The sequence below is a fragment of the Pseudomonas sp. 2822-15 genome, from assembly GCF_002742515.1.
GTDB classification, from domain to species: domain Bacteria; phylum Pseudomonadota; class Gammaproteobacteria; order Pseudomonadales; family Pseudomonadaceae; genus Aquipseudomonas; species Aquipseudomonas salomonii.
In genome coordinates this window covers 43090-69677 of the sequence record NZ_LJRY01000178.1, presented here as the reverse complement: position 1 = coordinate 69677, position 26588 = coordinate 43090, and the positions used below count along the sequence as shown (strand labels likewise).

Genomic DNA, 26588 nt, shown 5'->3' with positions numbered 1-26588 from the left:
CCGTTACAAGGATTACTCTTCCTTGCCCTTGTTGCGCACGGCGCGATGCAACTCACGGTTGGAGTCGCGCTCACGCTCGGTATCGCGCTTGTCGTATTCCTTCTTGCCCTTGCCCAGCGCGATCTCGCACTTGACCAGGTGTTTGCTCCAGTACCAGGACAGGCAGATGCAGGCATAGCCTTTCTGCTGTACGGCGGCCGCGAGCTTTTCCAGTTCGCGGGCGTTGAGCAACAGCTTGCGCGTGCGCACCGGGTCGGCAATCACGTGGGTGCTCGCGGTGGTCAGCGGGGTGATATGACTGCCCAGCAGCCATGCCTCGCCATCTTTGAGCAATACGTAGCTGTCGACCAGTTGCAGCTTGCTGGCGCGCAGACTTTTTACTTCCCAGCCGGCCAGGACCAGACCAGCCTCGAACCGATGTTCGATGAAGTAATCGTGTCGCGCCTTTTTATTTTGCGCGATGGTCCCTGTGGGGTGTTTCTTTTGTTTAGCCATAGGGGCGGCATTATAGGGAGTTGCGAGCGTGTCGGCTACGGTCAACCTGCGTGCTTGAGCGTGTTGGACGAATCCCGGACAATACCGGCAGTTCTCTGGTTTTTTTCTCTCGCGGATCGGGCTGTTCTTTCGCGATGTTTGCCTCAAGCAGTGGAAGTAACGCTCACATGACGACGCATATTCAACGTTCGGCTTTATTGCCTTATCCGGCTCAGGCGCTCTATGACCTGGTCAATGACGTAGCGCGTTACCCGGAATTCCTGCCTTGGTGCTCAACCGCCGAAGTGCTGGAAAGCAGTGATGAGCATATGGTCGCCAGTGTCGGGGTAGCCAAGGGTGGGCTTAGCCAGCATTTTGTTACGCGCAATGTGCTGGTGCCGGGCAAATCCATTGAGATGAACCTGCAGGAAGGGCCGTTCACCCAGCTGCATGGGGTATGGGTATTCAAGGCGCTGACCGACAAGGCCTGCAAGATCAGCCTGGACTTATCTTTTGATTACGCCGGCCCGATTGTGCGGGCGACCTTGGGACCTTTGTTCAACCAGGCGGCTAATACCCTGGTGGATGCATTCTGCCAGCGGGCCAAACAACTGCATGGTTGAGATTGAAGTGGTGTACGCCGCCGAGGATCGCCAGGTCTTGCTGACGGTGACGGTGCCTGCGGGTACTAGTCTGAGAGCTGCCGTGCTGGCGTCGGGGATTGCTGAGCAATTTCCAGGCTTGGTATTGGCGGATTGCCCGCTGGGCATATTCGGCAAAGTGGTCGCTGATGCGCACGTGCGTGTTGCGCAGCCAGGTGATCGAATCGAGATTTACCGGCCCTTACTGGCAGACCCCAAGGAAGTGCGCAGGCTGCGTGCGGCCAAGGCGGCCTTGGCCCGGCAACAGAACCCATAAGGCTGCCAATCGGCAGGCAACAAAAAGCCCGGCATGCCGGGCTTTTTATCGAGCGCCGCACAATTACTGCGGGCTGGTGTCCAGAGGCTGTGGCGTCGGAACAGGAACGGTCTGCACGCCGTCGACGTCCTTCTGGATCTGATCCAGCAAGGAGCCAGGCTTGGCCGGCACTTCGGACTTCGGCTTCTCTGCTTCCTGCGCTGGCGCAGTCACATTGGTGCCGTTGTCCTTGCCGAGCAAGGCTTCATCACGGCTTACGCCGGGCATAAAGTCACCGGACAGGCTCACAAGCTGGTCATTGCCATTGAAGATGACACTGACGCGCTCCTGCTGGCGCTCACCGCCACCTGGCTGGATGCTGTAGAGATAATCCCAGCGATCGGCATGAAAAGTGTCGGTCAGCAGGGGGTTGCCCATAATAAACCGTACTTGCCGTCGGGTCATTCCCGGGCGTAACTGGTCTATCATGTCCTGCGTGACGACATTGCCCTGCTGGATGTCGATTTTGTAAACCCCGGGGAATGAACAACCGGCGAGTGCGAGCAGTCCCACAAGGGTGAAACTGGTTAGCAAGAGCTTGGTGTTTTGCATCGGTGGGCGACTTCCACTATCTTGGCTGGGACAACGTAAACGCCGATCATACCCGTATTAAGAGAAGCTGCGAAGCAGCATCCGCGAGAAAGCTAACCATGGTTGAAAATAGCGAACTACGCAAAGCCGGTCTTAAAGTGACTCTGCCACGAGTCAAGATTCTACAAATGCTCGATTCTGCTGAGCAGCGCCACATGAGTGCCGAGGATGTTTACAAGGCGCTGATGGAGTCTAACGAGGACGTTGGCCTGGCCACGGTTTACCGTGTGCTGACCCAGTTTGAAGCCGCAGGGCTGGTGGTTCGTCATAATTTCGACGGCGGTCATGCAGTGTTCGAATTGGCTGACGGTGGTCATCACGATCACATGGTTGACCTGGATACCAATGAGGTTATCGAGTTCACCAGCCCGGAAATCGAGAAGCTCCAGCACCAGATCGCTGAGCAGCATGGATTCGATTTGGTGGACCATAATCTGGTCCTGTACATCCGTAAGAAAAAGTAAAAATCGACACAGATTTGCTCTGTGAAACGATAGAAGGCGACCCCAGGGTCGCCTTCGTGCTTTCTATAAGAGAGAAAATAGAGCGAAAAAAGCTCGATTCAGGCCTTGGCAGCCACCACCATTTTCTTCGCGTGGGCCAGGGATTCTTTCGTCAGGTCGATGCCGCCCAACATCCGCGCCACTTCTTCTACCCGCTCCGATTTATTCAGTTTGGACACGGCCGTATGCGTCGCATCGCTGCCGCGCACTTTGTGTACAAATAAATGCTGATGCCCTTGGGCGGCCACTTGCGGCAAGTGAGTCACGGTGAGCACCTGGCCACGTTCGCCAAGGCGGCGCAGCAGTTGGCCGACAATCTCCGCCGTCGGCCCGCCGATCCCCACGTCCACTTCGTCGAATACCAACGTGGGTACCCGTGAGGTCTGGGCGGTAATCACCTGAATCGCCAGGCTGATCCGCGACAGCTCACCACCGGAGGCCACTTTCGCCAGTGCCTTAAGCGGCTGGCCAGGGTTGGCGCTGACCAGCAGCTCCACCTGTTCCAGGCCATGGGGTTGCAACTCGTTGCTGGTGTTGGCGTGCAGCTCAATGGTGAAGCGCCCGCCGGGCATGCCCAGGCGTTGAATTTCCTGCTCCACGGCGCTGGCCAGGCTGGTAGCGGCTTGCTGGCGCAGGTCGCTGAGTTCGCGGGCCTTTTCCTGGTAGTGGCGGGCGAAGGAGGCGAGTTCATCGCCCAGCCGTTCAATCGACTCGTCGTTGGCGTTGAGGGTTTCGATTTCATCCAGCAGCTTTTGCTGCAGCGTCGCCACTTCGGTCGGCTGGATGCGGTGTTTGCGCGCCAGGGTATAGATAGTGTCCAGGCGCTCTTCGATTTCCTGCAGGCGCGCCGGGTCGGCGTCGAAGTGATCGAGGAAGCGATTGAGTTCGCCAACGGCTTCTTCTACCTGGATCTGCGCACTGGTGAGCAAGGTTGTGGCCTCGCTCAAGGAGCCCGACCCGCTGTTCACGCTCGATAGGCGATTGAGGCTGGCGGTGAGTGCGTTGAGTACATTGCCCGAATCACTTTCGCTGCATTGCTCCACCACTTGCCGGCAGATACCCAGCAGGGTTTCGGCGTTGGTCAGGTTCTTGTGTTCCTGCTCCAGTTGCTCCAGCTCGGTTTCGCCAAGGCCCAGGCTTTCCAGCTCTTCAAGCTGATAGCTGAGCAGTTGATGGCGAGCACGTTGTTCGTCGCCGGAGTTGGAGAGTCGCTCCAGCTCCTGGCGGGTTTGCCTCCAGCGCTGGGCGGCAAGTTGCACCTGGCGCGCCAGGTCGGTGGCACCGGCGTATTCGTCGAGCAGGCGGCGATGGGTGTCGGTTTTGAGCAGTGATTGGTGTTCGTGCTGGCTGTGGATATCGATCAGCAACTCGCCCAGTGCCTTTAAATCGCCGAGCGGGCAGGGTGTGCCATTGATGTAGCCGCGTGAACGACCTTCCGCCGTGATGACGCGGCGCAGGATGCACGGGCCTTCATTATTAAGGTCGCGCTCGGCCAGCCAGGCCTCGGCTTCGGGAATATCGGCGAGGTCGAAAGTGGCGAGGATATCGGCCTTGTCTGCGCCTGGGCGTACCACGCCACTGTCGGCGCGGTCGCCCAGGGTCAGGCCCAGGGCGTCGAGCATGATCGATTTGCCGGCGCCGGTTTCGCCTGTGATTACGCTCATCCCGCGATCCAGTTCGAGGTCCAGGTGTTCAACGATGGCGTAGTTATGTACGGATAGGTGCACCAGCATGACGGCCGCTCCCAGGCTTTAGGTCTGGTTATTTATACAGTGTTTTGTTTGGGGCTGACAATCCTGATGCTTAGCTCAATTTGCTTGAGAAGAAGTATTTTTTAGCGCAAAGCGCAATGACGCTGCCGGAATTGATCCAGAGCAACTGAAAGACTTTTGGTAACGCCTGCGCCCTTGAACCTGGAAATTGTGGCCCCATATACCGGAACAGAAGCGCGAGTTGAGTTCGCGCATGATTTTGAAAGGAGAAATCTATGGCTGACGAACAGACGCAGGATACGCAAACTCCAGACGCCAATTCGGCTGCCGGTGATGAACTGGCGACTCGTGTGCAAGTGCTCGAAGAGCAATTGGCCGCTGCGCAGGATCAATCTTTGCGTGTTGCCGCCGATCTGCAGAACGTCCGCCGCCGTGCCGAGCAGGATGTCGAAAAGGCTCACAAATTCGCGCTGGAAAAATTCGCCAATGACCTGCTGCCGATTATCGACAGCCTGGAGCGTGGCCTTGAGTTGTCCAACCCGGACGACGAAAACATCCGTCCGATGCGCGAAGGGATCGAGCTGACCCTGAAAATGTTCCAGGACACCCTGAAGCGTTATCAGTTGGAAGCCATCGATCCACAAGGCGGTGAGCCGTTCAATGCTGAGCATCACCAAGCCATGGCCATGCAGGAAAGCCATGACCTGGAGCCCAACAGTGTTTTGAAAGTGTTCCAGAAAGGTTATGTGCTGAACGGTCGTTTGTTGCGCCCGGCGATGGTGGTGGTGAGCAAGGCTCCTGCACCCGTTGCACCTTCTATTGATGAGCAGGCTTGAAATCAGTCGTAACGGCCCCATCTATAAGTCAAGCGTTTAAGTGCTACCGCAGTTAGCCACCACTGCTGCGGCAACCAAATTAAAGTTTCGGGAGAGTAAATCATGGGCAAAATTATCGGTATCGACCTGGGGACTACCAACTCCTGCGTCTCCGTGCTGGAAAACGGCGTTGCTAAAGTTATCGAAAACGCCGAAGGCGCGCGTACCACGCCGTCGATCATCGCTTACGCCAACGACGGTGAAATCCTCGTCGGTCAATCGGCCAAGCGTCAGGCTGTCACCAACCCGCACAACACCCTGTACGCGGTTAAGCGTCTGATCGGTCGTAAGTTCGACGAAGAAGTCGTACAGAAAGATATCAAGATGGTCCCTTACAAAATCGCCAAGGCTGACAACGGTGACGCCTGGGTTGAAGTAAACGGCCAGAAAATGTCGCCGCCGCAAATCTCGGCTGAAATCTTGAAAAAGATGAAGAAAACCGCCGAAGACTACCTCGGTGAAGCCGTGACTGAAGCGGTGATCACCGTTCCGGCCTACTTCAACGACAGCCAGCGTCAGGCGACCAAAGACGCCGGCCGCATCGCTGGCCTGGACGTAAAACGTATCATCAACGAACCCACCGCAGCCGCTCTGGCCTACGGTATGGACAAGGCCAAGGGCGACCACACCGTGATCGTTTATGACCTGGGCGGTGGTACTTTCGACGTCTCCGTCATCGAGATCGCTGAAGTTGACGGCGAGCACCAGTTCGAAGTGTTGGCCACCAACGGCGACACTTTCCTGGGTGGTGAAGACTTTGATATTCGTCTGATCGACTACCTCGTTGACGAATTCAAGAAAGAAAGCGGCATGAACCTTAAGGGTGACCCGCTGGCGATGCAGCGCCTGAAAGAAGCCGCTGAAAAAGCCAAGATCGAGCTGTCTTCGGCTCAGTCGACCGACGTGAACCTGCCGTACATCACTGCAGACGCCACTGGTCCTAAGCACTTGAACGTGAAGATCTCCCGTTCGAAGCTGGAAGCGTTGGTTGAGGACCTGGTTCAACGCACCATCGAACCTTGCCGCATCGCGCTGAAAGACTCCGGTATCGACGTTGGCTCAATCAACGACGTGATCCTGGTTGGCGGTCAGACCCGTATGCCACTGGTTCAGAAACTGGTCACCGAGTTCTTCGGTAAAGAAGCACGTAAAGACGTGAACCCGGACGAAGCGGTTGCCATGGGTGCTGCGATCCAGGGTGCGGTACTGGCCGGCGACGTGAAAGACGTGCTGCTGCTGGACGTCAGCCCGCTGACCCTGGGTATCGAAACCATGGGTGGCGTGATGACCGCGCTGATCGAGAAAAACACCACGATTCCTACCAAGAAATCGCAAGTGTTCTCGACGGCCGACGACAACCAGGGCGCTGTGACCATTCACGTGCTGCAAGGTGAGCGTAAGCAAGCCGCTCAGAACAAGTCTCTGGGCAAGTTCGACCTGGCCGAAATTCCACCAGCACCACGTGGCGTGCCGCAAATCGAAGTGACCTTCGACATCGATGCCAACGGTATCCTGCACGTAGGTGCCAAAGACAAGGCGACCGGCAAAGAGCAGAAGATCACCATCAAGGCCAACTCCGGTCTGTCTGATGAAGAAATTCAACAGATGATTCGTGATGCTGAAGCCAACGCTGATGCGGATGCCAAGTTTGCTGAGCTGGCCGGTGCACGTAACCAAGGCGATGCCCTGGTTCACTCGACGCGTAAAATGGTCTCCGAAGCAGGCGACAAAGTGACCGCCAAAGAGAAGACCGCAATCGAAGCAGCTGTGGTTGCCCTGGAAACCGCCATTAAAGGTGACGACAAGGCTGCCATCGAAGCCAAGGTTGAGGAGCTGTCGAAAGTCTCCGCTCCGGTTGCTCAGAAAATGTACGCCGAGCAAGGCCAGCCGGCAGAAGGCGCTGCACAGCACGCAGAGCCTGAAGCCAAGCACGACGATGTTGTCGATGCCGAGTTCGAAGAAGTCAAAGAGCAGAAGTAAGTTGGTTGCCCGGTTGACCGCTATCAAGCGGTGACTGGTAGGATGTCGCCGCGCGGGAGCTTGCTCCCGCGTTGGCGTGTCTGGGGTATGTGAATTTTTACAGCATGCGACAAGGTTTGGGTGCTGGCGGTGTGATCGGGAATGCTCCTGCTTTCCGAGCAGTAAATACCGCATTTTTGGCCGGGTCACTGGCTAAAAAGTAGTTATGACCAGGATCGTTGAATTGACGTGAGTTGGGTCCGGGCCTGTATTGGGGCTCAACGAGTTTGGCAAGGCTCAGGAGGGCCTGGCTGAACGTCCTTAAGAGTGCAAAGACTTATGGCAAAGCGTGACTATTACGAAGTGTTGGGTGTGGAGCGCAGCTCCAGCGAGGCGGACCTGAAAAAGGCTTACCGTCGCCTGGCGATGAAGCACCACCCGGACCGTAATCCGGATAGCAAAGAATCCGAAGAGATGTTCAAAGAGGCCAATGAGGCCTACGAATGCCTGAGTGATCCCAATAAGCGCGCGGCCTACGATCAGTATGGCCATGCCGGTGTCGACCCGAGCATGGGCGGCGGCGGTGCCGGTTTTGGTGGTCAGAACTTCTCCGATATTTTCGGCGATGTGTTCAGTGACTTTTTTGGCGGCGGCCGTGGCGGTCAGCGCGGCGGTGCCCAGCGCGGCAGTGACTTGCGCTACACGCTGGAGCTGAACCTGGAAGAAGCTGTGCGCGGTACCACGGTCAATATCCGTGTGCCGACGCTGGTCAACTGCAAGCCGTGCGACGGTTCGGGGGCCAAGAAAGGTTCCTCTCCGATCACCTGCCCAACCTGTGGCGGTATTGGTCAGGTGCGCATGCAACAGGGCTTCTTCTCGGTGCAGCAGACCTGCCCGCGCTGCCATGGCCAGGGCAAGATCATTTCCGACCCGTGCGACTCCTGCCATGGCGAAGGCCGTGTCGAAGAGTACAAAACCCTTTCGGTGAAAGTGCCGGCGGGTGTTGATACCGGTGACCGTATTCGCCTGTCGGGCGAAGGCGAGGCGGGCGCTCAAGGTGGCCCGACGGGCGACCTGTACGTGGTGATCAATGTGCGTGAGCACTCGATCTTCCAGCGTGATGGCAAGCACCTGTTCTGTGAAGTGCCGATCAGCTTTGTCGACGCGGCATTGGGTGGCGAGCTGGAAATTCCGACCCTGGATGGTCGGGTCAAGCTCAAGATCCCGGAAGGCACCCAGACCGGCAAGCAGTTCCGCATTCGTGGCAAAGGCGTTGCGCCGGTGCGCGGTGGCGGTGCTGGCGACTTGATGTGCCGTGTGGCGGTGGAAACGCCCGTGAACCTCGGCCGTCGTCAGCGCGAACTGCTTGAAGAGTTCCGCAGCTCGTTGGAAGGCGATGACTCCCATTCGCCGAAAACCACCGGCTTCTTCGATGGTGTGAAGCGCTTCTTCGGCGACTTGTAAGGACGTGAATATGCGACGTATAGCCGTAATGGGCGCTGCCGGGCGCATGGGCAAGACTCTGGTCGAGGCGGTGCAGCAGCGCTCGCCGGCCTCCGGGCTGACGGCGGCGATTGTTCGCCCCGGCAGCACGCTGATCGGTGCGGACGCCGGTGAGCTGGCCTCGTTGGGTCGCATCGGCGTTTCGTTGTCGGGCAACCTGGAGCAGGTGGCTGACGAGTTTGATGTGCTGATCGACTTCACCTTGCCGGAAGTGATGCTGAAAAACCTGGCGTTCTGCCGCAAGGCGGGCAAGGCCATGGTCATCGGCACCACAGGTTTGAATGCCGAGCAGAAACAGTTGCTGGTGGAGGCGGGCAAGGATATTCCGATCGTCTTCGCTGCCAACTTCAGCGTCGGCGTGAACCTGTCGCTCAAGTTGCTGGACCTGGCCGCGCGCGTGTTGGGTGATGAGGCGGATATCGAGATCATCGAGACCCATCATCGCCACAAGATCGATGCGCCGTCGGGTACTGCGCTGCGCATGGGCGAGGCGATTGCCGATGCCCTGGGGCGCGACCTGTCCAAAGTCGCTGTTTACGGCCGTGAAGGCCATACCGGTGCGCGGGCCCGTGACACCATCGGCTTTGCCACGGTGCGCGGTGGTGATGTGGTCGGTGATCACACCGTGCTGTTTGCCAGTGAAGGCGAGCGCCTGGAGATCACGCACAAGGCCTCCAGCCGCATGACATTCGCCAAGGGTGCGGTGCGTGCGGCGCTCTGGCTGGAAGGTCGTGAGCCTGGTCTGTATGACATGCGCGATGTACTGGATCTGCACTAATCAGTAGCTAAAACCGGGCCTCAAGCTTATGCTTAGGCCCCGTTTTTACCCGCTAAGCGACGTCCTGTCGCATTCCCCTGCCTTTAAGGCTCATTAGCGGTGGACCCAAAAAGCCTTTTTCTGTAAGCTACAGCTTTAGTGTGTCCACTAAAAGCGCGCAGAATAATTCAGTGAAGAAGCGGGGTGACGTGTCCATACGTCACTCCGCTTTTTTACAACCTGCGATCGCCCTTTCAGGCTTTATTTACGGGAGGTCTTCTTGACTAAGCCAGCCATACTCGCCCTTGCTGATGGCAGCATTTTTCGCGGCGAAGCCATTGGAGCCGACGGTCAAACCGTTGGAGAGGTAGTGTTTAACACTGCCATGACCGGCTATCAGGAAATCCTTACCGATCCTTCCTACGCCCAGCAGATCGTAACCCTGACCTATCCGCACATCGGCAACACCGGTACTACACCGGAAGACGTCGAATCGGATCGTGTCTGGTCGGCCGGCCTGGTCATTCGCGACCTGCCGCTGGTTGCGAGCAACTGGCGTAACACGATGTCGCTGTCCGATTACCTGAAAGCCAACAACGTTGTGGCGATCGCCGGTATCGATACGCGCCGCCTTACACGCATTCTGCGTGAAAAAGGCTCGCAGAACGGCTGCATCATGGTCGGTGACAGTATCTCCGAAGAGGCGGCGATTGCCGCTGCGCAAGGTTTCCCTGGCCTGAAAGGCATGGACCTGGCGAAAGTTGTCAGCGTCAAAGAGAAGTACGAGTGGCGCTCCACTGTCTGGGACTTGAAGACCGACAGCCACGCGACCATCGACGCCAGCGAGCTGCCATACCATGTTGTGGCCTACGACTACGGCGTCAAGTACAACATCCTGCGCATGCTGGTTGAACGCGGCTGCCGCGTGACCGTGGTGCCGGCGCAAACCCCTGCGAGCGACGTGCTGGCCCTGCAACCGGACGGCGTGTTCCTGTCCAACGGCCCGGGTGACCCTGAGCCATGCGACTACGCCATCCAGGCCATCAAGGACGTGCTGGAAACCGAAATTCCGGTATTCGGCATCTGCCTCGGTCACCAACTGCTGGCCCTGGCCTCCGGCGCCAAAACCCTGAAAATGGGCCACGGCCATCACGGTGCCAACCACCCGGTACAAGACCTGGACACCGGCGTTGTGATGATCACCAGCCAGAACCACGGTTTTGCGGTGGATGAAGCCACCCTGCCGAGCAACGTTCGTGCGATTCACAAGTCGCTGTTCGACGGCTCCTTGCAAGGCATCGAGCGCACCGACAAGAGCGCGTTCAGCTTCCAGGGCCACCCTGAAGCCAGCCCTGGCCCGAACGACGTGGCGCCGCTGTTCGACCGTTTCATCAATGAGATGGCCAAGCGACGCTGACTGAGTGGCCTGCGGGCGGCCCCGAACCTCGGTGGCCCCCGCAGGCTCTTCAACGATTGTTCAAGACGGCTTGCCGACTGACCTGCGGATTTGAGTGACAAACCCATGCCAAAACGTACAGACATAAAAAGCATCCTGATTCTCGGCGCTGGCCCGATCGTGATCGGCCAGGCCTGCGAATTCGACTACTCCGGCGCCCAGGCCTGTAAAGCCCTGCGCGAGGAGGGTTACCGCGTCATCCTGGTGAACTCCAACCCGGCCACCATCATGACCGACCCGGACATGGCCGACGCCACCTACATCGAACCGATCAAGTGGCAGACCGTTGCCAAGATCATCGAAAAAGAGCGTCCGGACGCGTTGCTGCCGACCATGGGTGGCCAGACCGCACTGAACTGCGCCCTGGACCTGGAGCGCGAAGGCGTTCTGGAGAAGTTCGGCGTAGAGATGATCGGCGCCAACGCCGACACCATCGACAAGGCTGAAGACCGTTCGCGTTTCGACAAGGCCATGAAGTCCATCGGCCTTGACTGCCCGCGCTCCGGCATTGCCCACAGCATGGAAGAGGCCAATGCGGTTCTCGAAAAGCTGGGCTTCCCGTGCATTATCCGTCCGTCCTTCACCATGGGCGGCACCGGTGGCGGCATCGCTTACAACCGTGAAGAGTTCGAAGAAATCTGCGCCCGTGGTCTGGATCTGTCGCCGACCAAAGAGCTGCTGATCGACGAATCCCTGATCGGCTGGAAAGAGTACGAGATGGAGGTTGTCCGCGACAAAAAGGACAACTGCATCATCGTCTGCTCCATCGAAAACTTCGACCCGATGGGCGTGCACACCGGTGACTCGATCACCGTTGCTCCGGCGCAGACCCTGACGGACAAGGAATACCAGATCATGCGTAACGCCTCCTTGGCGGTACTGCGTGAGATCGGCGTTGAAACCGGTGGTTCCAACGTTCAGTTCGGCATTTGCCCGGACACTGGCCGCATGGTCGTCATCGAGATGAACCCGCGTGTATCGCGTTCCTCGGCACTGGCATCGAAAGCGACCGGTTTCCCGATTGCGCGCATCGCTGCCAAGCTGGCGATCGGTTACACCCTGGACGAGCTGCAAAACGAAATCACGGGCGGCGCCACGCCGGCGTCTTTCGAGCCGTCCATCGACTACGTTGTGACCAAGCTGCCGCGCTTTGCCTTCGAGAAGTTCCCGAAAGCCGATGCGCGCCTGACCACGCAGATGAAGTCTGTTGGTGAAGTCATGGCCATCGGCCGGACCTTCCAGGAATCCCTGCAGAAAGCGCTGCGCGGCCTGGAAGTAGGTGTTTGCGGCCTCGACGAGAAGCTCGACCTGAGCAACCCGGAAAGCATGAGCGTGCTCAAGCGCGAGCTGACTGTGCCGGGCGCCGAGCGTATCTGGTACGTGGCTGACGCGTTCCGCGCGGGCATGACTGTTGAAGATATCTTCGGCATGAACATGATCGATCCGTGGTTCCTGGTGCAGATCGAAGATCTGATCAAGGAAGAAGAGAAGGTCAAGACCCTCGGTCTGTCCTCCATCGACCGCGACCTGATGTTCCGCCTCAAGCGCAAAGGCTTCTCTGACCAGCGTCTGGCCAAGCTGCTGGGTGTGACCGAGAAGAACCTGCGTACCCATCGGCACAAGCTGGATATCTTCCCGGTCTACAAGCGCGTTGACACCTGCGCCGCCGAGTTCGCCACCGACACTGCGTACCTGTACTCCACCTACGAGGAAGAGTGCGAAGCTGCGCCGTCGGGCCGTGACAAGATCATCATCCTGGGTGGCGGTCCGAACCGTATCGGCCAGGGCATCGAGTTCGACTACTGCTGCGTACACGCCGCCCTTGCGCTGCGCGAAGACGGGTACGAGACCATCATGGTCAACTGCAACCCGGAAACTGTTTCCACTGACTACGACACGTCCGACCGCCTGTACTTCGAGCCGGTCACCCTGGAAGACGTGCTGGAAATCTGCCGCGTCGAGAAGCCAAAAGGCGTGATCGTGCAGTACGGCGGCCAAACCCCGCTGAAACTGGCGCGTGCCCTGGAAGCGGCCGGCGTGCCGATCATCGGCACCAGCCCTGACGCCATCGACCGTGCTGAAGACCGTGAGCGTTTCCAGCAAATGGTTGAACGCCTGAACCTGCGTCAGCCGCCAAACGCCACCGTGCGCAGCGAAGATGAAGCCATCCGCGCAGCCAGCAAGATCGGCTACCCGCTGGTGGTGCGTCCGTCCTACGTATTGGGCGGCCGGGCGATGGAAATCGTCTACGAAGAAGACGAACTCAAGCGCTACCTGCGTGACGCGGTGAAAGTGTCGAACGACAGCCCGGTGCTGCTGGACCACTTCCTCAACTGCGCCATCGAAATGGACGTGGACGCGGTGTGCGACGGCACTGACGTAGTCATCGGCGCGATCATGCAGCACATCGAACAGGCTGGCGTTCACTCCGGTGACTCCGCTTGCTCGCTGCCGCCGTACTCGCTGCCGGCGCACATCCAGGACGAGATGCGTGAGCAGGTCAAGAAAATGGCCCTGGAACTGGGTGTGGTTGGCCTGATGAACGTTCAGTTGGCGCTGCAAGGCGAAGACATCTACGTCATCGAAGTGAACCCGCGCGCTTCGCGTACCGTGCCATTTGTTTCCAAGTGCATCGGTGTGTCCCTGGCCATGATCGCTGCTCGCGTGATGGCCGGTAAGACCCTGAAGGAAATCGGCTTCACCAAGGAAATCATTCCGAACTTCTACAGCGTGAAAGAGGCGGTGTTCCCCTTCGCCAAATTCCCTGGCGTGGACCCGATCCTGGGCCCGGAGATGAAGTCCACCGGTGAAGTGATGGGTGTGGGCGATACCTTCGGTGAAGCGTTCGCCAAGGCCCAGATGGGCGCCAGCGAAGTGCTGCCGACCGGTGGTACTGCGTTTATCAGCGTGCGTGATGATGACAAGCCACTGGTTGCAGGCGTGGCCCGTGATCTGATCAACTTGGGCTTTGAAGTCGTGGCCACTGCCGGGACGGCCAAGCTGATTGAGGCTGCCGGCCTGAAAGTACGTCGCGTGAACAAGGTAACGGAAGGCCGTCCGCACGTGGTCGACATGATCAAGAATGACGAAGTCACCCTGATCATCAACACCACCGAAGGTCGCCAGTCGATCGCGGACTCCTATTCCATTCGTCGTAATGCCTTGCAGCACAAGATCTACTGCACCACCACCATTGCTGCTGGCGAAGCCATCTGCGAAGCGCTCAAGTTCGGTCCGGAAAAGACCGTGCGTCGCTTGCAGGATCTACACGCAGGATTGAAGGCATGACCAAATACCCAATGACCGTCCAGGGCTTTAAAGCCCTGGAAGAGGAACACGCCCATCTGACCAAGGTCGTTCGTCCAAAGCTGAGCCAGGACATCGGTACGGCTCGCGAGCTGGGTGATTTGAAGGAAAACGCCGAATACCATGCTGCCCGTGAGCAGCAGGGTATGGTTGAGGCACGGATCCGTGATATCGAAGGCCGCCTGCAGAATTCGGTGGTGATCGACGTAACGACCATTCCGAAGACCGGCAAAGTGATTTTTGGCACCACCGTGGAAATCGCCAACGTCGAAACTGACGAAAGCGTGGTTTACCACATCGTCGGTGAAGACGAAGCCGACTTCAAGCTCGGCAAAATTTCCGTCGGTTCGCCACTGGCCCGCGCCTTGATTGCCAAGGAAGAGGGTGATGTGGTGGCTGTGAAAACGCCCGGTGGTGTAATCGAGTACGAGATTGTTGAAGTTCGTCACATCTGAAAGACGGCGCCCGCTTCGTGCGGGCGCCATGCTTTGGCAGCTTGCCCAGATGCTGTGGGTGGGCGGCCTGTGGTTGTTGCATATCGGTGTGCTGCCGGTGTTGGGCCTGATTGGCCTGGCGCCGCTGCTGATTGATGAGCTCAACGGAATGCTGAGCGCGCTGCTGGTGGGTTTTGCAGCGGCGTGCGTGACGCTCCAGGCATTGGTGCTGGTCAAGGCCGAGGGTTTGGAGAGCTTGTGGCGGGATATTCGCGGCCAACTGCTGTTGATGGCGCTGTATGCGTGCGCAATGTTTTGCGTGGTGCATGTGTGGCTGCCGCAAGCGTTGCGCTGGCAGCTATTCAGCTATCTTGTGCTAGGGTTCTCCGGCTTGGTGCTGGTTATACAGCCGGCACCGGGATGGAGCGGCAGGGCGCGCGAAGCACGCCCGTGACCCTTGTATTACTTGAAGCGGTGTACGTTCGAAAGCTGCTTGTTGACGCTGAAGTTCTTGCGATACAGCAGTGCCATCTTGCCGATGACCTGGACCAGGTCAGCTTTACCGACCTTGCACAGTTCTGCAATGGCAGCCAAACGCGCTTCGCGGTCAAGGATGTTGACCTTGATCTTGATCAGTTCGTGATCGCCCAATGCGCGTTCCAGTTCGGCTAACACACCTTCAGTCAAACCGTTGTCTGCCACAATCAGAACTGGTTTCAGATGGTGGCCAATGGATTTGTACTGTTTCTTCTGCTCTTGAGTGAGCGGCATAATCTGACCCCTGCGTCTGATCTTGTAAAAAGCGGCGGCCAGTTTACCCGAGCGAGTCCGGGACCGCCCAGTTAATCACGACCCGTTTTATTTTCGAGGTGGCCCGTGGCCCGTTCCAAAACCAGCCTTAAGTGGCTACAAGAACATTTCAACGATCCTTACGTCAAAAAGGCGCAAAAGGACGGCTACCGTTCCCGGGCCAGCTACAAGCTGCTGGAGATCCAGGACAAGGACAAATTGATTCGTCCAGGTATGAGCGTTATTGACCTTGGCGCAGCCCCTGGTGGCTGGTCCCAAGTGACCAGTCGTCTGATTGGTGGGCAAGGTCGATTGATCGCATCCGACATCCTTGAGATGGACAGCATCCCGGATGTGACCTTTGTGCACGGCGACTTCACCCAGGACACGGTGTTGGCCGAGATCCTCGAGGCTGTGGGAAATTCGCAGGTAGACCTTGTGATTTCCGACATGGCCCCCAATATGAGTGGATTACCGGCCGTTGATATGCCGCGAGCCATGTTCCTGTGCGAGTTGGCACTGGATCTGGCGGGTCGGGTTTTGCGTCCGGGCGGTGATTTCCTGGTGAAAGTCTTCCAGGGCGAAGGTTTTGACGAGTACCACAAGAACATCCGCAAGCTGTTCGACAAGGTACAGACGCGCAAACCTGACTCTTCGCGAGACCGGTCACGCGAGCAATACCTGCTGTGCCGCGGCTTCCGTGGTGTTGAAGGGGCTGAGAGCGAAGAGCGTTTTTGAGGAATTCGAGGAGGGTGATAGGTTTTTTTATATCGCTTTCGTCACGAAGCTTTACGAATATTGTGTAGTCAAAGTTTCACAAAGGGTTACAGACGGCGCCTGCCAGAGTTGTAGGTAATGTAGTAAGTTAGGCCGGTGAATATCATGCGAAGCGCGCGCCACTAGCGGAGCTTGCTTCAGAGGGTAGTTAATTGAACGATATGGCAAAGAATCTGATCCTGTGGTTGATCATCGCGGCTGTCCTGGTGACGGTGATGAACAACTTCTCCAGCCCTAACGAGCCGCAGACCCTCAACTATTCCGACTTCATCCAGCAAGTTAAGGATGGCAAGGTCGAGCGCGTAGCGGTTGATGGCTACGTGATCACCGGCAAGCGCAACGATGGCGACAGCTTCAAGACCATTCGTCCGGCAATCCAGGACAACGGTCTGATCGGCGACCTGGTGGATAACCATGTAGTGGTTGAAGGCAAGCAGCCTGAGCAGCAGAGCATCTGGACTCAGTTGTTGGTAGCGAGCTTCCCGATCCTGGTGATTATCGCCGTGTTCATGTTCTTCATGCGCCAGATGCAAGGTGGTGCGGGAGGCAAGGGCGGGCCGATGAGTTTCGGCAAGAGCAAGGCGCGCCTGCTTTCCGAAGATCAGGTGAAAACCACCCTGGCTGACGTCGCAGGTTGTGATGAAGCCAAGGAAGAAGTCGGCGAGCTGGTTGAGTTCCTGCGTGATCCGGGCAAGTTCCAGCGCCTGGGCGGCCGAATTCCTCGCGGCGTGCTGATGGTCGGTCCTCCGGGTACCGGTAAAACCTTGCTGGCCAAGGCAATTGCCGGTGAAGCCAAGGTGCCGTTCTTCACCATTTCCGGTTCTGACTTCGTCGAAATGTTCGTCGGTGTCGGTGCCAGTCGTGTTCGCGATATGTTCGAGCAGGCCAAGAAGCACGCGCCCTGCATCATCTTCATCGACGAAATCGATGCCGTGGGTCGCCATCGTGGCGCCGGCATGGGTGGCGGTCATGATGAGCGCGAGCAGACCCTCAACCAATTGCTGGTTGAGATGGATGGCTTCGAAATGAATGATGGCATCATCGTCATCGCCGCGACCAACCGTCCGGACGTACTCGACCCGGCGTTGCTGCGTCCAGGCCGTTTCGACCGTCAGGTTGTGGTCGGTCTGCCGGATATTCGCGGTCGTGAGCAGATCCTGAAAGTACACATGCGCAAAGTGCCAATGGGTGACGACGTGGCTCCGGCCGTGATTGCCCGTGGTACGCCAGGCTTCTCCGGTGCCGACCTGGCCAACCTGGTCAACGAGGCTTCGTTGTTCGCTGCCCGTACCGGCAAGCGCATTGTTGAAATGAAAGAGTTCGAACTGGCCAAAGACAAGATCATGATGGGCGCCGAGCGCAAATCCATGGTTATGTCCGAGAAAGAGAAGCAGAACACCGCTTATCACGAAGCCGGTCACGCCATTGTTGGTCGCGTTGTGCCTGAGCATGACCCGGTCTACAAAGTGTCGATCATTCCTCGTGGGCGTGCGCTGGGTGTGACCATGTTCCTGCCGGAAGAGGATCGTTACAGCCTCTCCAAGCGGGCGCTGATCAGCCAGATCTGTTCGCTGTATGGCGGTCGGATTGCTGAAGAGATGACGCTTGGCTTCGACGGTGTGACCACCGGTGCTTCCAACGACATCATGCGTGCCAGCCAGATCGCACGGAACATGGTGACCAAGTGGGGCTTGTCGGAAAAACTCGGTCCTTTGATGTATGCCGAGGAAGAAGGCGAAGTGTTCCTGGGGCGCGGTGGTGGCGGTCAAGCTGCCAGCTTCTCGGGTGAGACGGCCAAACTGATCGACTCCGAGGTGCGCAGCATCATTGACCAGTGCTACGGCACGGCCAAGCAGATCCTGACGGATAACCGCGACAAGCTGGATGCAATGGCTGATGCGCTGATGAAGTACGAAACCATTGATGCCGATCAGATCGACGACATCATGGCGGGTCGCGCACCGCGTGAGCCTCGGGATTGGGAAGGTGGTTCGGGTACTTCGGGCACCCCGCCTGTGGTGCAGAATGAGCGCCCTGAAGCCCCGATCGGCGGCCCCGCAGCTGACCACTAAGGTTTGAAATGACTTCTGTGCTGTCCTCCACCCGGTTGCCTTGCGGCAACCGGGTTCTTGATTTGGCCCATACGCATGTCATGGGCATTCTTAATGTAACCCCCGATTCTTTTTCTGACGGTGGCCGCTTCAGCCAGCAGGATGCCGCGTTGCGTCATGCCGAGGCGATGGTGGCGGCCGGCGCGACATTGATTGATGTCGGTGGTGAGTCAACTCGGCCGGGCGCTCGCGTGGTTTCCCCCTTGGAGGAGCTTGAGCGGGTTGCGCCAATCGTCGAGCGGATTGCCCGTGAGTTGGACGTGATCATTTCGGTGGACACCTCGACTCCCGCCGTAATGCGCGAGACGGCGCGCCTCGGTGCCGGGCTGATCAATGATGTGCGCTCCCTTCAGCGTGATGGCGCCCTGGATGCGGCGGCGGCCACCGGGCTGCCGGTGTGCCTTATGCATATGTTGGGAGAGCCCGGCAATATGCAGGACAGCCCGCACTACGATGATCTTGTGGGGGAGGTGAGTGGGTTTCTTGCGCAAAGAATGGCTGAGTGCACCAAGGTGGGTATCGCCGCCGAACAGATTATCCTGGATCCCGGGTTTGGCTTCGCCAAGACCCTGCAACACAACTTGAGCCTGTTCAAGCATATGGAGGCCTTGCACGCACTTGGTCGACCCCTGTTGGTCGGCGTGTCGCGCAAGAGCATGATAGGGCTGGCCCTGAATCGCCCGGTGGGTGAGCGGTTGTACGGTGGCCTGGCGTTGGCGGCACTTGCCGTGACCAAGGGCGCGCGTATTTTGCGGGTGCATGACGTCGCCGAGACGGTTGATGTGGTGCGCATGCTGGCCGCGGTAGAATCAGCCGAATAAGAATGATGGAGCACTTATGACTAAAAAATATTTTGGCACCGACGGTATTCGTGGTCGGGTCGGCGAATTCCCGATTACTCCTGATTTTATGCTCAAGCTGGGTTGGGCGGCCGGTATGGCGTTCCGCAGCATGGGCGCTTGCCGCATCCTGGTGGGCAAAGACACCCGCATCTCGGGTTATATGTTCGAATCTGCGCTGGAGGCGGGGCTGTCTGCCGCAGGCGCCGATGTCATGCTGCTGGGGCCCATGCCGACACCTGCAATCGCTTACCTGACGCGTACCTTCCACGCTGAAGCCGGTATCGTGATCAGTGCCTCGCACAATCCCCATGATGACAACGGCATCAAGTTCTTCTCGGGCCAGGGCACCAAGTTGCCGGACGAGATCGAACTGATGATCGAAGAGTTGCTGGATGCGCCGATGACCGTGGTTGAGTCCAGCAAACTGGGCAAGGTCTCGCGTATCAATGACGCCTCGGGCCGCTACATCGAGTTCTGCAAGAGCAGTGTGCCGACCAGCACCAATTTTGCCGGCCTCAAAATTGTTGTCGACTGTGCTCACGGTGCAACCTACAAAGTGGCTCCCAGCGTATTCAAGGAGCTGGGCGCCGATGTGACGGTGCTGTCGGCTCAGCCAAATGGTTTGAACATCAACGATAACTGCGGCTCGACGCATATGGAGCAGCTGCAGGCTGCTGTTCTGGCTGAGCACGCTGACCTCGGCATTGCCTTCGATGGCGACGGTGACCGCGTATTGATGGTGGATCACACCGGCGCAGTGGTAGATGGCGATGAGCTGTTGTTCATCATTGCCCGCGACCTGCATGAGCGTGACAGGCTGCAAGGCGGTGTGGTTGGCACGCTGATGAGCAACCTCGGGCTCGAGTTGGCCTTGGCCGAGCTGGGGATTCCGTTTGTGCGCGCCAATGTCGGTGACCGCTATGTCATCGCCGAGCTGCTGGAGCGTAACTGGCTGGTGGGCGGAGAGAACTCGGGGCATGTGGTTTGCTTCCAGCACACCACCACGGGCGATGCCATTATTGCTGCGCTGCAGGTGCTGCTGTCGTTGCGTCGTCGCAAAGAGAGTCTGGCTCAAGCGCGCCAGGCGCTGCGCAAATGCCCGCAGGTTCTGCTGAATGTGCGCTTTGCCGGTGGCGAAAACCCTATCGAGCACCCTGCTGTCAAAGACGCCTGTGAGCGTGTGACCCTCGCAATGGCGGGGCGTGGCCGCGTGTTGTTGCGCAAGTCCGGCACAGAGCCGCTGGTGCGTGTCATGGTCGAAGGCGAGGACGAAACGCAGGTTCGCGGCCACGCCGAAGACCTGGCAAAACTGGTAACTGAAATTTGCGCCTGAATTCGGCTTGCCAGTGATGATGTGGTTGGGTAACATCTGCGCCCACTTTGACCGACGAGGTACAGCATGCGTCGCACTATGGTAGCTGGTAACTGGAAGATGCACGGTACCCGCGCCAGTGTCGCTGAGCTGATCAATGGCCTTCGTCACTTGGCCTTGCCTAGCGGTGTTGATGTTGCGGTTTTCCCGCCTTGCTTGCATATCAACCAAGTGGTTGATGGCTTGAAAGGCAAGTCGATTCAGGTCGGCGCGCAGAACTCTGCGGTGGAACCCATGCAAGGTGCGTTGACAGGTGAGATTTCACCGAGTCAGCTGGTTGATGCGGGTTGTTCCTATGTGCTTGTCGGGCACTCCGAGCGCCGTCAGATGATGGGCGAGCGTGATGGGACACTCAATCGCAAGTTCGCAGCGGCACAGGCTTGTGGCTTGATTCCAGTGTTGTGCATAGGGGAGACCCTGGAGCAGCGTGAATCGGGCAAGACTCTGGAAGTTGTCTCGCGTCAGCTGGGCAGCATCATCGAGGAGCTGGGTGTTGGTGCATTTGCAAAGGCAGTAATCGCTTACGAGCCGGTCTGGGCCATTGGCACCGGGCTGACTGCTACACCGCAACAGGCGCAGGATGTGCACGCAGCCATTCGCGCGCAGTTAGCGGCAGAGAATTCTGAAGTCGCACAAGGTGTGCGGCTTCTATACGGCGGCAGCGTGAAGGCGGCCAATGCGGTCGAACTGTTCGGCATGCCGGATATCGATGGGGGGCTCATTGGTGGAGCTTCCCTGAATGCAGATGAGTTCGGTGCGATTTGTCGCGCCGCGGGAAACTGAAAAAATGCTGGAAACAGTCGTAGTCGTTTTTCATCTGTTGGCTGCCCTGGGCGTAGTTGCCCTGGTTTTGTTGCAACAGGGTAAAGGTGCGGATGCTGGTGCGTCTTTCGGTGCAGGTGCTTCAAATACTGTGTTCGGAAGCCAAGGTTCCTCTACCTTTCTTAGTAAGTTTACTGCTATACTTGCCGCCGGTTTCTTCATAACCAGCTTGGGGTTAGGTTACTTTGCTAAAGAGAAAGCTCATGTGCTGACTCAAGTAGGTCTCCCGAACCCAGCAGTGTTGGAAGTACCAAAAGCAAAACCGGCTTCTGATGATGTCCCGGTGCTTCAAGAGCAAAAGTCGGCTACTCCAGCGACTGACGTACCTCCAGCTCAAGAGCAAAAGTAAGAAGGGTTGTAAACGCAGTATTGCCGAGGTGGTGGAATTGGTAGACACGCAACCTTGAGGTGGTTGTGCCCATAGGGTGTAGGGGTTCGAGTCCCCTTCTCGGTACCAATTATCAGGAGAGCCCGCTGTTGCGGGCTTTCTTGTAGGTGGAAGGTTACATTGACCCTGTAAGGGATCGGTCGTATACTTCCGCCCCAGCTTTGTCGCGGGGTGGAGCAGTCTGGTAGCTCGTCGGGCTCATAACCCGAAGGTCGTCGGTTCAAATCCGGCCCCCGCAACCAGTTTTAGCGGAGCCCCTTTTAAGGGGCTTTTTGTTAGCTGGACACTTTCAACGCCGCTGTTCGACGGCGTTTCAAGGATGGGCGTTTCGCCCATTTTTTTATTTTGCACAGCATGCACATACATGCACGAGGGGGTTCAGGTGTCGAGCAAGCTAGAAGAGTTGCAGGCCTTGCTGGCCCCGGTGGTCGTGGCCCTAGGCTATGAATGCTGGGGTATTGAGTTTTCGGCTCAAGGTCGCCACTCAATGTTGCGCGTTTATATCGATAAAGAGGGCGGTGTGCTGGTGGACGATTGTGCCATTGTCAGCCGTCAGATCAGCGGTGTGCTGGATGTTGAAGATCCAATCGCCGTTGAATACACCCTCGAAGTTTCCTCGCCAGGCATGGAACGCCCACTGTTCACTATTGATCAGTTTGCAAAATTTGCCGGTGAACAAGTGAAGATCAAGCTGCGCTCTCCCTTTGAAGGGCGACGCAACTTTCAGGGCCTTCTGCGCGGTGTAGAAGAACAGGATGTCGTGGTGCAGGTAGAAGACCATGAATTCCTGTTGCCGATCGATATGATCGACAAGGCCAACATTATTCCCAGTTTTGACTGAGACGCGGATCCCGCGGATCCAATGGCTTGCGAAAGGCGAGGCGTACGATGAGCAAAGAAGTACTGCTGGTTGTTGAGTCGGTATCCAATGAAAAGGGCGTACCGGCAAACGTGATTTTTGAAGCGCTGGAGCTGGCCCTGGCCACTGCTACCAAAAAGCGTTTTGAAGACGAAGTTGATCTGCGTGTGGAAATCAACCGCCACACCGGTGCCTATGAGACTTTCCGTCGCTGGACGGTCGTCGAAGAAGCCGATCTTGATGATCCGGCCATCGAAACCTGGCCGAGCAAGGTTGCGCAAACGCATCCGGGCGCCCAGGTCGGTGATGTCGTCGAAGAAAAGATCGAGTCGATCGAGTTCGGCCGTATTGCTGCACAGACCGCCAAGCAGGTTATCGTGCAGAAGGTTCGCGAAGCTGAGCGCGCTCAAGTCGTTGACGCTTATCGCGAACGCCTGGGTGAGATCATCTCCGGCACCGTGAAAAAAGTGACCCGCGACAACGTGATCGTCGACCTGGGCAACAACGCCGAAGCGTTGCTGGCCCGCGAAGACATCATCTCTCGCGAAACCTTCCGTGTCGGCGTGCGTCTGCGTGCGCTGCTCAAGGAAATCCGCACCGAGAACCGCGGCCCTCAGCTGATCCTGTCGCGTACCGCGCCGGAAATGCTGATCGAGCTGTTCCGCATCGAAGTGCCGGAAATCGCCGAAGGCCTGATCGAAGTCATGGCTGCGTCCCGCGACCCGGGTTCGCGCGCCAAGATCGCGGTCCGCTCCAAGGACAAGCGCATCGACCCGCAAGGTGCCTGCATTGGTATGCGCGGTTCGCGCGTCCAGGCAGTGTCGGGCGAGTTGGGCGGTGAGCGTGTGGACATCGTTCTGTGGGACGATAACCCGGCGCAGTTCGTGATCAACGCCATGTCGCCGGCTGAAGTGGCGGCAATTATCGTTGACGAAGATGCCCATGCAATGGACATCGCCGTTGGCGCAGACAATCTGGCTCAGGCCATTGGTCGTGGTGGTCAGAACGTGCGTCTGGCCAGCCAACTGACCGGCTGGACCCTGAACGTGATGACCGAATCGGACATCCAGGCTAAGCAGCAAGCTGAAACCGGTGACATCCTGCGCAACTTCATCGAAGAGTTGGAAGTCGATGAAGACCTGGCACAGGTACTGGTTGATGAAGGCTTCACCAGCCTGGAAGAGATTGCCTACGTACCGTTGGAAGAAATGCTCAACATCGACGGCTTTGACGAAGACACCGTCAACGAGCTTCGCGCTCGGGCCAAGGATCGCTTGTTGACTAAAGCCATCGCTACTGAGGAAAAGCTGGCAGACGCCCATCCGGCCGAAGACCTGCTCTCGCTTGAGGGTATGGACAAGGATTTGGCGATGGAACTGGCGGTGCGCGGCGTAATTACCCGCGAAGACCTGGCCGAGCAGTCTATTGACGATCTGCTCGACATCGACGGCATTGACGATGATCGTGCCGGCAAGTTGATCATGGCCGCCCGAGCCCATTGGTTCGAGTAACTAGGCGCGGCCTGAGGAGAGAAGTGCATGACGCAAGTCACGGTGAAACAACTGGCCGATGAGGTCAAAACACCGGTAGAGCGCCTGTTGCAGCAGATGCGTGAGGCAGGTCTGCCGCACACCGCCGCCGACGAAGGTGTGAGCGATAGTGAGAAGCAGTCTTTGCTGACTCACTTGAAGAGCAGCCACAAGGCGAAAGTGGAAGAACCGCGCAAGATTACATTGCAGCGCAAAACCACCAGCACCCTGCGTGTTGCTGGTAGCAAGAGCATCAGCGTTGAAGTACGCAAGAAGAAAGTCTTCGTACAGCGCAGCCCGGAAGAAATCGAAGCCGAGCGCAAACGCGAGCTGGAAGAGCGTCGCGCAGTAGAAAATGCTGCTCGTCAGAAGGCTGAAGAAGAAGCCAAGCGTCGCGCCGAAGAAGAAGCGCGTCGCCAGCCTGCAGCTGCGCAAACTGCTTCCAGTGAAGCGGTCGCCGCGCCTGGTGCGCCTGTTGAAGCTGTGCGTGAGGCCGCTCCGGTTGCCGCCGCACCTGCTCCTGCAGCTGACGCTCGCAAGCGCGACGAACCTCGTCGTCCGGACAAGCCACGTGCCGACGATAACAATCGTCGCGGTGGTGGTGGCGACGGCGAGCGTAAAAACGCTCCGCATCGCGCCTCGGTCAAAGAGAAAGCGCCTGCTCCACGCGTTGCCCCACGTACTACCGACGAAGAAAGCGATGGCTTCCGTCGTGGTGGTCGCGGCAAGGCCAAGCTGAAAAAACGCAACGCCCACGGTTTCCAGAGCCCAACCGGCCCTGTCGTGCGTGAAGTGAAGATCGGCGAGACCATCACTGTTGGCGATCTCGCCCAGCAGATGTCGGTCAAGGCAGCTGAAATCATCAAGTTCATGTTCAAGCTGGGCACTCCAGCCACCATCAACCAGGTACTGGACCAGGAAACTGCCCAGTTGGTTGCTGAAGAGCTGGGCCACAAAGTGACCCTGGTCAGCGACACCGCCCTGGAAGATTCCCTGGCCGAGTCCCTGAAGTTTGAAGGTGAGGCCGTTTCCCGTGCACCGGTTGTGACCGTAATGGGCCACGTTGACCACGGTAAAACTTCCCTGCTCGACTACATCCGTCGTGCCAAGGTTGCTGCAGGCGAAGCCGGCGGCATTACCCAGCACATCGGCGCGTACCACGTTGAAACCGAGCGTGGCATGGTGACTTTCCTCGACACCCCTGGTCACGCTGCGTTTACCGCAATGCGTGCCCGTGGTGCCAAGGCCACCGACATCGTGATCCTGGTCGTTGCAGCGGACGACGGCGTGATGCCGCAAACCATCGAAGCTGTTCAGCACGCGAAAGCGGCTGGCGTACCGCTGGTGGTTGCAGTGAACAAAATCGACAAGCCGGGCGCCGATCTCGATCGCATCCGTAGCGAACTGTCGGTTCACGGCGTGACTTCTGAAGAGTGGGGTGGCGAGACGCCATTCGTGTCGGTATCCGCGAAAATGGGTACTGGCGTTGACGAACTGCTCGAAGCTGTTCTGTTGCAAGCCGAAGTACTCGAGTTGACCGCTACCCCATCGGCTCCTGGCCGTGGTGTTGTGGTTGAATCGCGCCTCGACAAGGGCCGTGGCCCGGTTGCGACCGTTCTGGTTCAAGACGGTACCCTGCGCCAAGGCGACATGGTGCTGGTCGGTTCGAACTACGGCCGTGTACGTGCCATGCTCGACGAGAACGGCAAGCCAATCAAGGAAGCCGGCCCGGCTATCCCGGTCGAGATCCTCGGCCTGGACGGTACCCCGGACGCTGGCGACGAGATGAGCGTAGTGGCCGACGAGAAGAAAGCCCGTGAAGTGGCTCTGTTCCGTCAAGGCAAGTTCCGCGAAGTCAAGCTGGCCCGTGCTCACGCAGGCAAGCTGGAAAATATCTTCGAGAACATGGGCCAGGAAGAGAAGAAGACCCTTAACATCGTCCTCAAATCTGACGTTCGTGGTTCCCTCGAAGCGTTGAACGGCGCCTTGAACGGCCTGGGTAACGACGAAGTGCAAGTGCGCGTTGTGGGTGGCGGTGTCGGTGGTATCACCGAATCCGATGCCAACCTGGCACTGGCTTCCAACGCTGTACTGTTCGGCTTCAACGTGCGTGCCGATGCTGGCGCTCGCAAGATCGTCGAGCAGGAAGGCCTGGACATGCGTTACTACAACGTCATCTACGACATCATCGAAGACGTCAAGAAAGCCCTTACCGGCATGCTTGGCAGCGATGTCCGGGAGAACATCCTGGGTGTTGCCGAGGTGCGTGACGTGTTCCGCTCGCCGAAATTCGGTGCGATCGCCGGTTGCATGGTTATCGAAGGTACTGTGTACCGTAACCGTCCGATCCGTGTACTGCGTGAAGACATCGTTATCTTCGAAGGCGAGCTGGAATCCCTGCGCCGCTTCAAGGATGACGCTTCCGAAGTACGTGCCGGCATGGAATGCGGTATCGGCGTCAAGAGCTACAACGACGTCAAGGCTGGCGACAAGATCGAAGTCTACGAGAAGGTCCAGGTTGCTCGCAGCCTCTAACTCGCGCACTTCCGGAGCCACGCCGCGTGTGGGCATG

The 26588-nt window shown here is 58.0% G+C and carries 24 protein-coding genes and 2 tRNA genes; 22 read left to right on the top strand and 4 right to left on the bottom strand.

Annotated features, from left to right (window positions below; translation table 11 throughout):
- Nucleotides 1-12: 12 nt before the first annotated feature.
- Entirely contained in the window at nucleotides 13-495 is a 483-nt protein-coding gene (gene smpB, locus AOA59_RS09750; protein ID WP_003176160.1) for an SsrA-binding protein SmpB, read from the bottom strand.
- A 167-nt stretch (nucleotides 496-662) separates the two neighbouring features.
- On the opposite strand from smpB, the gene AOA59_RS09745 reads away from it, so the two are divergent.
- A complete protein-coding gene (locus AOA59_RS09745) occupies nucleotides 663-1097 on the top strand; it encodes a type II toxin-antitoxin system RatA family toxin (protein WP_005791512.1) in 435 nt (144 codons plus the stop codon).
- Nucleotides 1090-1392, top strand: coding sequence for an RnfH family protein (locus AOA59_RS09740; protein ID WP_099487061.1), 303 nt, complete (start codon nucleotides 1090-1092; stop codon nucleotides 1390-1392). Before AOA59_RS09745 ends, AOA59_RS09740 begins: the two co-directional genes overlap by 8 nt.
- Nucleotides 1393-1455: 63 nt before the next feature.
- Here AOA59_RS09740 and AOA59_RS09735 read toward each other — a convergent pair whose 3' ends face one another.
- Entirely contained in the window at nucleotides 1456-1983 is a 528-nt protein-coding gene (locus AOA59_RS09735; protein WP_017139267.1) for an outer membrane protein assembly factor BamE, read from the bottom strand.
- Nucleotides 1984-2081: 98 nt separating this feature from the next.
- Between AOA59_RS09735 and fur the strand changes: the two genes are divergently transcribed.
- The gene (fur, locus tag AOA59_RS09730; protein ID WP_017139266.1) at nucleotides 2082-2486 is read left to right on the top strand and encodes a ferric iron uptake transcriptional regulator; all 405 of its coding nucleotides are present in this window, start codon (nucleotides 2082-2084) and stop codon (nucleotides 2484-2486) included.
- A 98-nt stretch (nucleotides 2487-2584) separates the two neighbouring features.
- Here fur and recN read toward each other — a convergent pair whose 3' ends face one another.
- Nucleotides 2585-4258 (bottom strand): DNA repair protein RecN, encoded by a 1674-nt coding sequence (gene recN / locus AOA59_RS09725; protein WP_099487059.1) that lies wholly within the window; start codon nucleotides 4256-4258, stop codon nucleotides 2585-2587.
- A 254-nt stretch (nucleotides 4259-4512) separates the two neighbouring features.
- On the opposite strand from recN, the gene grpE reads away from it, so the two are divergent.
- From grpE to AOA59_RS09685, 8 genes are all read left to right on the top strand, one after another.
- Nucleotides 4513-5073 carry a nucleotide exchange factor GrpE gene (grpE, locus tag AOA59_RS09720; protein WP_099487057.1) on the top strand — a complete coding sequence of 187 codons (561 nt, stop codon included), beginning with the start codon at nucleotides 4513-4515 and terminating at the stop codon, nucleotides 5071-5073.
- 102 nt (nucleotides 5074-5175) lie between these two features.
- Nucleotides 5176-7092: a molecular chaperone DnaK gene (gene dnaK, locus AOA59_RS09715; RefSeq protein ID WP_099487056.1), complete on the top strand. Its 1917-nt coding sequence runs from the start codon at nucleotides 5176-5178 to the stop codon at nucleotides 7090-7092.
- A 318-nt stretch (nucleotides 7093-7410) separates the two neighbouring features.
- The gene (gene dnaJ, locus AOA59_RS09710) at nucleotides 7411-8535 is read left to right on the top strand and encodes a molecular chaperone DnaJ (RefSeq protein ID WP_056858273.1); all 1125 of its coding nucleotides are present in this window, start codon (nucleotides 7411-7413) and stop codon (nucleotides 8533-8535) included.
- A 10-nt stretch (nucleotides 8536-8545) separates the two neighbouring features.
- Complete coding sequence (dapB, locus tag AOA59_RS09705) at nucleotides 8546-9352, top strand: 4-hydroxy-tetrahydrodipicolinate reductase (protein WP_069786508.1); 807 nt, start codon at nucleotides 8546-8548, stop codon at nucleotides 9350-9352.
- Nucleotides 9353-9611: 259 nt separating this feature from the next.
- Nucleotides 9612-10748 (top strand): glutamine-hydrolyzing carbamoyl-phosphate synthase small subunit, encoded by a 1137-nt coding sequence (carA, locus tag AOA59_RS09700; protein ID WP_099487054.1) that lies wholly within the window; start codon nucleotides 9612-9614, stop codon nucleotides 10746-10748.
- Nucleotides 10749-10853: 105 nt separating this feature from the next.
- Nucleotides 10854-14075: a carbamoyl-phosphate synthase large subunit gene (gene carB / locus AOA59_RS09695; protein WP_058419962.1), complete on the top strand. Its 3222-nt coding sequence runs from the start codon at nucleotides 10854-10856 to the stop codon at nucleotides 14073-14075.
- The gene (gene greA, locus AOA59_RS09690) at nucleotides 14072-14548 is read left to right on the top strand and encodes a transcription elongation factor GreA (protein ID WP_025857108.1); all 477 of its coding nucleotides are present in this window, start codon (nucleotides 14072-14074) and stop codon (nucleotides 14546-14548) included. Before carB ends, greA begins: the two co-directional genes overlap by 4 nt.
- A gap of 28 nt (nucleotides 14549-14576) precedes the next feature.
- Nucleotides 14577-14981: a hypothetical protein gene (locus AOA59_RS09685; RefSeq protein ID WP_056858278.1), complete on the top strand. Its 405-nt coding sequence runs from the start codon at nucleotides 14577-14579 to the stop codon at nucleotides 14979-14981.
- 8 nt (nucleotides 14982-14989) lie between these two features.
- On the opposite strand, the gene AOA59_RS09680 is transcribed toward AOA59_RS09685, so the two are convergent.
- Nucleotides 14990-15298, bottom strand: coding sequence for a YhbY family RNA-binding protein (locus AOA59_RS09680; RefSeq protein WP_017139256.1), 309 nt, complete (start codon nucleotides 15296-15298; stop codon nucleotides 14990-14992).
- A 105-nt stretch (nucleotides 15299-15403) separates the two neighbouring features.
- Here AOA59_RS09680 and rlmE point away from each other — a divergent pair, with 105 nt between their 5' ends.
- The 11 genes from rlmE to infB all read left to right on the top strand — a co-directional run bounded on the left by rlmE (nucleotide 15404) and on the right by infB (nucleotide 26551).
- Entirely contained in the window at nucleotides 15404-16054 is a 651-nt protein-coding gene (rlmE, locus tag AOA59_RS09675; RefSeq protein WP_017139255.1) for a 23S rRNA (uridine(2552)-2'-O)-methyltransferase RlmE, read from the top strand.
- A 200-nt stretch (nucleotides 16055-16254) separates the two neighbouring features.
- A complete protein-coding gene (ftsH, locus tag AOA59_RS09670; RefSeq protein WP_032865933.1) occupies nucleotides 16255-18165 on the top strand; it encodes an ATP-dependent zinc metalloprotease FtsH in 1911 nt (636 codons plus the stop codon).
- 8 nt (nucleotides 18166-18173) lie between these two features.
- Nucleotides 18174-19025, top strand: a complete 852-nt coding sequence (gene folP, locus AOA59_RS09665; protein ID WP_099487052.1) for a dihydropteroate synthase — start codon at nucleotides 18174-18176, stop codon at nucleotides 19023-19025.
- Between the two features lie 16 nt (nucleotides 19026-19041).
- The gene (glmM, locus tag AOA59_RS09660; RefSeq protein ID WP_065911180.1) at nucleotides 19042-20379 is read left to right on the top strand and encodes a phosphoglucosamine mutase; all 1338 of its coding nucleotides are present in this window, start codon (nucleotides 19042-19044) and stop codon (nucleotides 20377-20379) included.
- Nucleotides 20380-20445: 66 nt separating this feature from the next.
- Nucleotides 20446-21201, top strand: a complete 756-nt coding sequence (gene tpiA / locus AOA59_RS09655; protein WP_003194193.1) for a triose-phosphate isomerase — start codon at nucleotides 20446-20448, stop codon at nucleotides 21199-21201.
- Nucleotides 21202-21205: 4 nt separating this feature from the next.
- Complete coding sequence (secG, locus tag AOA59_RS09650) at nucleotides 21206-21589, top strand: preprotein translocase subunit SecG (RefSeq protein ID WP_010206600.1); 384 nt, start codon at nucleotides 21206-21208, stop codon at nucleotides 21587-21589.
- Between the two features lie 22 nt (nucleotides 21590-21611).
- Nucleotides 21612-21697: transfer RNA gene (locus AOA59_RS09645), tRNA-Leu, on the top strand.
- Nucleotides 21698-21793: 96 nt separating this feature from the next.
- Nucleotides 21794-21870, top strand: a tRNA-Met gene (locus AOA59_RS09640).
- A 140-nt stretch (nucleotides 21871-22010) separates the two neighbouring features.
- On the top strand, nucleotides 22011-22469 hold the full coding sequence (gene rimP, locus AOA59_RS09635; protein WP_032865935.1) for a ribosome maturation factor RimP: 459 nt from the start codon (nucleotides 22011-22013) through the stop codon (nucleotides 22467-22469).
- A gap of 47 nt (nucleotides 22470-22516) precedes the next feature.
- Complete coding sequence (gene nusA, locus AOA59_RS09630; RefSeq protein WP_043051766.1) at nucleotides 22517-23998, top strand: transcription termination factor NusA; 1482 nt, start codon at nucleotides 22517-22519, stop codon at nucleotides 23996-23998.
- A gap of 27 nt (nucleotides 23999-24025) precedes the next feature.
- Nucleotides 24026-26551, top strand: a complete 2526-nt coding sequence (gene infB / locus AOA59_RS09625) for a translation initiation factor IF-2 (protein WP_099487050.1) — start codon at nucleotides 24026-24028, stop codon at nucleotides 26549-26551.
- The last annotated feature ends 37 nt before the right edge of the window (nucleotides 26552-26588 follow it).